Annotated in this window: 9 protein-coding genes and 4 tRNA genes; all 13 read left to right on the top strand. The window is 53.8% G+C overall.

What is annotated here, in order from left to right:
* Positions 1-192 precede the first annotated feature (192 nt).
* The 13 genes from birA (at position 193) to rplL (ending at position 6,351) form a co-directional block, all read left to right on the top strand.
* The gene (gene birA / locus Q8X51_RS14100; protein WP_065924110.1) at positions 193-1,152 is read left to right on the top strand and encodes a bifunctional biotin--[acetyl-CoA-carboxylase] ligase/biotin operon repressor BirA; all 960 of its coding nucleotides are present in this window, start codon (positions 193-195) and stop codon (positions 1,150-1,152) included.
* Entirely contained in the window at positions 1,142-1,891 is a 750-nt protein-coding gene (locus Q8X51_RS14095; protein WP_065924111.1) for a pantothenate kinase, read from the top strand. Before birA ends, Q8X51_RS14095 begins: the two co-directional genes overlap by 11 nt.
* A gap of 7 nt (positions 1,892-1,898) precedes the next feature.
* Positions 1,899-2,345, top strand: coding sequence for a hypothetical protein (locus Q8X51_RS14090; protein WP_027605161.1), 447 nt, complete (start codon positions 1,899-1,901; stop codon positions 2,343-2,345).
* 142 nt (positions 2,346-2,487) lie between these two features.
* Positions 2,488-2,572 (top strand) — tRNA-Tyr (locus tag Q8X51_RS14085).
* A gap of 23 nt (positions 2,573-2,595) precedes the next feature.
* Positions 2,596-2,669, top strand: a tRNA-Gly gene (locus Q8X51_RS14080).
* Positions 2,670-2,695: 26 nt separating this feature from the next.
* Positions 2,696-2,771 (top strand) — tRNA-Thr (locus Q8X51_RS14075).
* A 159-nt stretch (positions 2,772-2,930) separates the two neighbouring features.
* Positions 2,931-3,006: transfer RNA gene (locus Q8X51_RS14070), tRNA-Trp, on the top strand.
* Positions 3,007-3,051: 45 nt separating this feature from the next.
* Positions 3,052-3,420, top strand: coding sequence for a preprotein translocase subunit SecE (gene secE, locus Q8X51_RS14065; RefSeq protein WP_027605162.1), 369 nt, complete (start codon positions 3,052-3,054; stop codon positions 3,418-3,420).
* Between the two features lie 9 nt (positions 3,421-3,429).
* Positions 3,430-3,963: a transcription termination/antitermination protein NusG gene (gene nusG, locus Q8X51_RS14060; protein ID WP_003176436.1), complete on the top strand. Its 534-nt coding sequence runs from the start codon at positions 3,430-3,432 to the stop codon at positions 3,961-3,963.
* A 117-nt stretch (positions 3,964-4,080) separates the two neighbouring features.
* Positions 4,081-4,512: a 50S ribosomal protein L11 gene (rplK, locus tag Q8X51_RS14055; RefSeq protein ID WP_003176435.1), complete on the top strand. Its 432-nt coding sequence runs from the start codon at positions 4,081-4,083 to the stop codon at positions 4,510-4,512.
* A complete protein-coding gene (gene rplA / locus Q8X51_RS14050) occupies positions 4,512-5,207 on the top strand; it encodes a 50S ribosomal protein L1 (RefSeq protein WP_003176434.1) in 696 nt (231 codons plus the stop codon). The genes rplK and rplA overlap by 1 nt, the downstream gene beginning before the upstream one ends.
* A 199-nt stretch (positions 5,208-5,406) precedes the next feature.
* Complete coding sequence (rplJ, locus tag Q8X51_RS14045) at positions 5,407-5,907, top strand: 50S ribosomal protein L10 (RefSeq protein ID WP_003176433.1); 501 nt, start codon at positions 5,407-5,409, stop codon at positions 5,905-5,907.
* A 78-nt stretch (positions 5,908-5,985) separates the two neighbouring features.
* Positions 5,986-6,351, top strand: a complete 366-nt coding sequence (gene rplL / locus Q8X51_RS14040; RefSeq protein WP_053138313.1) for a 50S ribosomal protein L7/L12 — start codon at positions 5,986-5,988, stop codon at positions 6,349-6,351.
* Positions 6,352-6,520: the final 169 nt, after the last annotated feature.

Below are 6,520 nucleotides of genomic sequence, written 5' to 3'. Positions count from 1 at the left end.
CATGTGAGAGTAGGTCATCGTCAAGATTAAATTCCGAAACCCCATTTGCGAAAGCAGATGGGGTTTTGTTTTGGGCGGTCGAAAAGTGCGAAGAGGCGCCTCGGGAGGGGCTTCAGTGCTAAAGTCCGGCCTTTCTATGCAATGACCCTGCGCATGGCTATCATGCGTGCCTCATTGTGAGGCGATACTTGCATGCTGACGTTGTTAGAACTTCTAAAAGATGGCCGATTCCATTCCGGAGAAGCACTTGGCGCAGCCCTGGGCGTTAGTCGCAGTGCAGTCTGGAAGCAGCTCCAGCATCTTGAGGCCGAATTGAATCTGCCGGTCCACAAGGTTCGTGGGAGGGGATATCAATTAGCTTCGCCGCTGGTTTTCTTGAGTTCCGAGCAGATTGCACTGCATACGTCTTCCCTCGCGTGGCCTATCCATATCTACGACTCCATCGACTCGACAAATGCCGAGGCTCTGCGCCTTGTTGAGGTTGAGCGTGCGACGCCGTACCTGGTGCTTGCGGAGCAGCAAACGGCGGGAAGAGGGCGACGTGGTCGAAAGTGGGTCAGCCCATTCGCTCAGAATGTGTATTACAGCCTCTTATTGCGTATCGAGAATGGTCCGCGACAGCTGGAAGGCCTGAGCCTTGTGGTTGGCTTGGCGGTAATGCAGGCGCTGCGTGAGTCTGGAGTGCGGGGGGCGGCTCTGAAGTGGCCAAACGACGTCCTGGTGGGGCAGAAGAAGATTGCCGGGATTTTACTGGAGCTCGTAGGGGATCCTGCGGATATTTGCCACGTTGTCCTCGGCATCGGTATTAACGTGAATATGCAGAAGGCTGAAGAGGTTGATCAGCAATGGACGTCAGTGCAGTTGGAGACGGGGTCTCCAGTTGATCGTAACTCTCTGGTGGCACGCCTGTGCTTGCAGCTGCAAAGCTACTTGGATCGACACAGGGCGCAAGGTTTTTCATCGCTTCGGGATGAGTGGGAAAAAGGTCATGCCTGGCAGGGAAAGGCAGTGTCACTCATAGCGGGTGCCAACCGTGTCGATGGGGTGGTGCTGGGTATCGACGGTCAGGGGGCATTACGTTTAAGTGTCGGTGGTGTTGAGAAAACATACAGTGGTGGTGAGTTAAGCCTGAGGTTGCGTGATGATTCTTGAGCTCGACTGTGGGAATAGCTTCATCAAGTGGCGCGTACTTGATTCGGATCGGGCGACGGCATCTGCAGAAGGTGTCGCTAGTTCGGATGTTGCATTGATTGAAAGCCTGTCAGTGCTGCCTGGTGTGTTATTGACACATTGCCGGTTGGTGAGTGTTCGTGCTCTGGACGAAACAAAAAATCTGGTTGAGGCGCTGGTGGAGGCCTTTGGCGTTGCGGTTTCCTGCGCTGTTTCTGCGCGAGAAATGGCTGGGGTGCGCAACGGTTACGAAGATTTCGAGCGTCTTGGCCTTGATCGCTGGTTAGCAATGCTGGGCGGCTTCAAATTGGCGTCGGGCGCATGCCTGGTGCTTGATTTCGGTACGGCTGCTACTGCAGATTTTGTTGCTGGCGATGGTGAGCATTTAGGTGGCTTCATCTGTCCTGGTATGCCCCTCATGCGTAATCAGCTGCGCACGCATACGCGCAAGATACGTTACGACGATGCAGCTGCTGAAAGAGCCTTGGAGCGTCTATCGCCAGGGCATACGACCGTAGAGGCTGTAGAGCGTGGCTGTACGTTGATGCTCAGAGGGTTTGTGCTGACCCAGCTTGAGCTGGCCCGAAGTTATTGGGGTGATAACTTCACTGTATTCCTGACGGGTGGCGATGCTGATTTGGTGAGGGATGCCGTGCCTCAGGCTCGACTCGTTCCTGATTTGATTTTCGTAGGTCTGGCAATGGCGTGCCCTTTATCTTGAGGTGTTTATGCGTTGGCTGTTTTTGCTTTTATTGATCCTGAACGCCTTCTACTACATATGGCATCAGCAAGAGGCGCCGTTGCGTGCTAAAGACGTGACCCCTCTGAGCCTCTATCGGAATACGCAGCAGGATATTCGCCTGCTGAGCGAGTCTTCCGACGCTGTGGTGCGCAAGGATCGGGCTAAGGCATCTGATGCGCAAAATACTTGCTTATACATTGGTGGCTTTGCCGACCAGCGACAGGCGCAATTCCTTGAGCAGCGCCTCACTAGCCTGGATATAAAGGTTAAGGTACAGCTGCTGAGTGCTCCTGATGCGCAAGGTTACTGGCTTCGAGTTGCCCCGGAAAGCCGACGCCTGGCTGACGACCTACCCTTTGAAAACCTTGCTAAGGAATTCAATGAGTTAAAACATAAAATAATGCTGTGCGAAGGCATTGCAACTCTCGAATAGTTTGCATAGAATGGCGCCCGCTTCGCAGTGAAGACCTTTAAGGTCTAAGGTGCGAAGCGAAGGTCAATGCAGCTAACCTCATATTTTTAATGAGAAAATGCTTGACAGAAGGCCGGCGTGATGTAGAATGCCGGCTCGCTTAGGAGGGGTTCCCGAGCGGCCAAAGGGATCAGACTGTAAATCTGACGTCTACGACTTCGAAGGTTCGAATCCTTCCCCCTCCACCATTTTAGCGTGAGCTGCAAGCTCCGCGGGTATAGTTTAGTGGTAGAACCTCAGCCTTCCAAGCTGATGATGCGGGTTCGATTCCCGCTACCCGCTCCAAGTTTGCAGGTTGTGCATTGTGTTTCGCTCTTGTAGCTCAGTTGGTAGAGCACACCCTTGGTAAGGGTGAGGTCAGCGGTTCAAATCCGCTCAAGAGCTCCATATAACAAGGCAGATATGAAAATATCTGCCTTTGTTTTAACGGCTGGCTCGGCTTGATGGTGTTTAGATTGCTTGTTGTTGAGTGATTTCAAGTCTTTGGGGGTTGGTTGTTGTAAAGTCTTTTTCGGGTCTGCATAATGGTCGGCCTGATTTTGTTTTAGGTCAGTAGCTCAATTGGCAGAGCGACGGTCTCCAAAACCGTAGGTTGGGGGTTCGATTCCCTCCTGACCTGCCAGATTCGCATGGTGTGTCTGGCTTTCTTTTCACAGGATCTTCATAGATGACTCCTAAGGCTGAAGCTCAAAGCTCTCGTTTCGATCTCGTCAAGTGGCTCGCTGTGGTCGCTTTGGTGGTCGTGGGCGTTGTTGGCAACCAGTACTATTCTGCTTCGCCGATCCTGTACCGCGTTCTCGTTTTGCTCGCCCTTGCTGCTGTAGCTGCCTTTGTAGGCCTGCAGACTGCCAAAGGCAAGTCTTTCGCGGTCCTGGTGAAGGAAGCTCGCACCGAAATTCGTAAAGTCGTTTGGCCAACTCGCCAAGAAACCACGCAGACCACGTTGATTGTTGTGGCTGTTGTTCTGGTTATGGCGTTGCTGTTGTGGGGTCTTGATTCCCTGCTCGGCTGGCTTGTTTCCTTGATTGTTGGCTAAGGGTGTCCCGTGGCTAAGCGTTGGTACGTTGTGCATGCTTACTCGGGTTACGAGAAGCATGTTATGCGCTCTTTGCTGGAGCGCGTAAAGCTGGCAGGCATGGAAGATGGCTTCGGCGAAATTCTGGTTCCCACTGAAGAAGTGGTTGAAATGCGGAATGGTCAGAAGCGCAAGAGTGAGCGCAAGTTCTTTCCTGGCTACGTGCTGGTGCAGATGGACATGAATGAGGGTACTTGGCACTTGGTCAAGGACACTCCTCGTGTTATGGGCTTCATCGGCGGTACTGCTGATAAGCCTGCTCCGATCACTGACAAAGAGGCAGAAGCAATTCTGCGTCGTGTCGCCGACGGTAGCGACAAGCCCAAGCCGAAGACGTTGTTCGAGCCGGGTGAGGTTGTTCGTGTCACGGATGGTCCGTTTGCTGATTTCAACGGGACTGTCGAAGAGGTTAACTACGAAAAGAGCCGGATCCAGGTCGCGGTGCTCATTTTCGGTCGCTCTACTCCGGTAGAGTTGGAATTCAGCCAGGTCGAGAAGGTCTAGCTGAGTAAGCATCCCAACCCCGCAGCCTTAGGCTGTGGGGTTTTGTCGTCACTGGGATAAACGCGCAAGTAACCGGGGAGCCTTTCGAGGCGCTTGAACCCGTAATTGGAGTGCCTCATGGCCAAGAAGATTACCGCTTACATCAAGCTGCAAGTGAAGGCCGCTCAGGCCAACCCAAGCCCACCTGTTGGTCCAGCCCTGGGTCAGCATGGCGTGAACATCATGGAATTCTGCAAGGCTTTCAACGCCCGTACTCAGGGTCTTGAGCCAGGTCTGCCGACTCCAGTGATCATCACTGTATACAGCGACCGTAGCTTCACTTTCGAAACCAAGTCGACCCCGGCTTCGGTTTTGCTGAAGAAGGCTGCTGGTCTGACTAGCGGTTCCGCTCGTCCTAATACCGTTAAGGTTGGCACCGTAACTCGTGCTCAGCTGGAAGAAATCGCGAAAACCAAAAACGCGGATCTGACTGCAGCTGATATGGATGCAGCCGTGCGTACCATCGCCGGTTCTGCTCGTAGCATGGGCCTTAACGTGGAGGGTGTGTAATGGCTAAGCTGACCAAGCGCCAAAAGGCTATCGCCGGCAAAATCGAAGCGGGCAAGTCCTACAATTTTGTAGACGCTGCTGCTCTGCTGACCGAGCTGTCGACTGTCAAGTTCAGCGAGTCCGTTGACGTTGCTGTAAACCTGGGTGTAGACCCACGTAAATCTGACCAGGTCGTTCGTAGCGCTACTGTGCTGCCACACGGTACTGGTAAGACTGTTCGTGTAGCTGTCTTTACTCAAGGCCCTGCAGCTGAAGCTGCTCTGGCCGCCGGCGCTGACCGCGTTGGTATGGACGACCTGGCTGCCGAAATGAAAGGCGGCGACCTGAACTACGACGTAGTTATTGCTTCCCCGGACGCAATGCGTGTTGTGGGTCAATTGGGTCAGATCCTGGGTCCACGTGGCCTGATGCCTAACCCTAAGGTCGGCACCGTAACGCCAGACGTAGCTACCGCGGTTAAAAACGCCAAGGCTGGTCAGGTTCGTTATCGTACCGACAAAAACGGCATCATTCACACCTCCGTTGGCAAGGTCGGCTTCGACGCCGTCAAGCTGAAGGAAAACGTTGAAGCCCTGATCGCCGATCTGAAGCGTATCAAGCCAGCTTCCTCGAAAGGTATCTACGTCAAGCGCGTTACCCTGAGCACCACCATGGGCCCAGGTCTGGTCATCGACCAAGGCTCGCTGGACGTATAAGACACAAATTGGCGTAAGCGATTGCGCCAATTGAAAGATTGGGGTCCCTGCCTGGCGGGGGCTATCCAAGACCGTAGGCGACGCAAGTCTTAAACCAACAAGCCTACGCAGATGGTGCTCCCGGTTCCTTACCGAATCAGACACCAAAACGACATCCGGCTCCGGCCAGATGAAACGGTAACAAGCAGGAGTTAAACCCGTGGCAATTAATCTCGAAGACAAGAAGGCCATCGTCGCTGAAGTCAACGAGGCTGCCAAAGCTGCTCTGTCCGCTGTCGTGGCTGATGCCCGTGGTGTGACAGTAGGCGCTATGACCGGACTCCGTAAAGAGGCTCGTGAAGCTGGCGTGTACGTACGTGTTGTACGTAACACCCTGCTCAAGCGCGCTGTTGCTGACACTGAATACAGTGTCCTCAATGACGTGTTCACCGGCCCGACTCTGATTGCGTTCTCCAAGGATCATCCAGGCGCTGCTGCCCGTTTGTTCAAAGAGTTCGCTAAGAGTCAGGATAAGTTCGAGATCAAGGCAGCTGCGTTCGAGGGCAAGTTCCTCGCAGCTAACCAAATCGACGTACTGGCAACACTGCCGACCCGTAACGAAGCCATTTCGCAGCTGATGAGCGTGATTCAAGGCGCTACCAGCAAGCTGGCTCGTACTCTGGCTGCAGTTCGCGAGCAAAAAGAAGCTGCCGCAGCCTAAGGCTGAGCAACTTCTCTCGCGTATTTTTGTTTATTTCGATGGCCGCGTAGGCCGTCCCCCAATTCAGGAAATACAGCAATGTCTATCTCCCAAGACGATATCCTCAACGCCGTAGCTGAAATGTCGGTTCTGCAGGTTGTTGAGCTGATCAAAGCTTTCGAAGAAAAATTCGGCGTTTCCGCTGCCGCTGCTTCCGCTGGCCCAGCTGCTGCTGCTGCCGTTGTTGAAGAGCAAACCGAATTCAACGTCATGCTGCTGGAAGCTGGCGAGAAGAAAGTTAACGTCATCAAGGCAGTACGTGAACTGACCGGCCTGGGCCTGAAAGAAGCCAAGGCTGTAGTTGACGGCGCTCCTGCTATGGTTCTGGAAGCAGTGACCAAAGACGCAGGCGACAAAGCTAAAGCAACTCTGGAAGAAGCAGGCGCTAAAGTCGAGCTGAAGTAAGCATCGACCTTGCGTCTCCAGCCCAAGCGTTAAGCTGAAGGCTGATGGCTGGTGGCTCTTGCCACCGGCCTTTTTCCGTTCTTGGCTGTCGACTCGGTCGCCGCCATTAACGTGCTGTAGCCACCCGATGCGGTGGTGCAAACCATGGGGTTTGCAAGATTTTCTGGCT

The organism is Pseudomonas sp. Yb2C2 (genome assembly GCF_052112325.1).
GTDB classification, from domain to species: domain Bacteria; phylum Pseudomonadota; class Gammaproteobacteria; order Pseudomonadales; family Pseudomonadaceae; genus Aquipseudomonas; species Aquipseudomonas marginalis.
The sequence above is the reverse complement of the archived record's forward strand: the minus strand, read 5'-3'. Positions and strand labels throughout refer to the sequence as shown.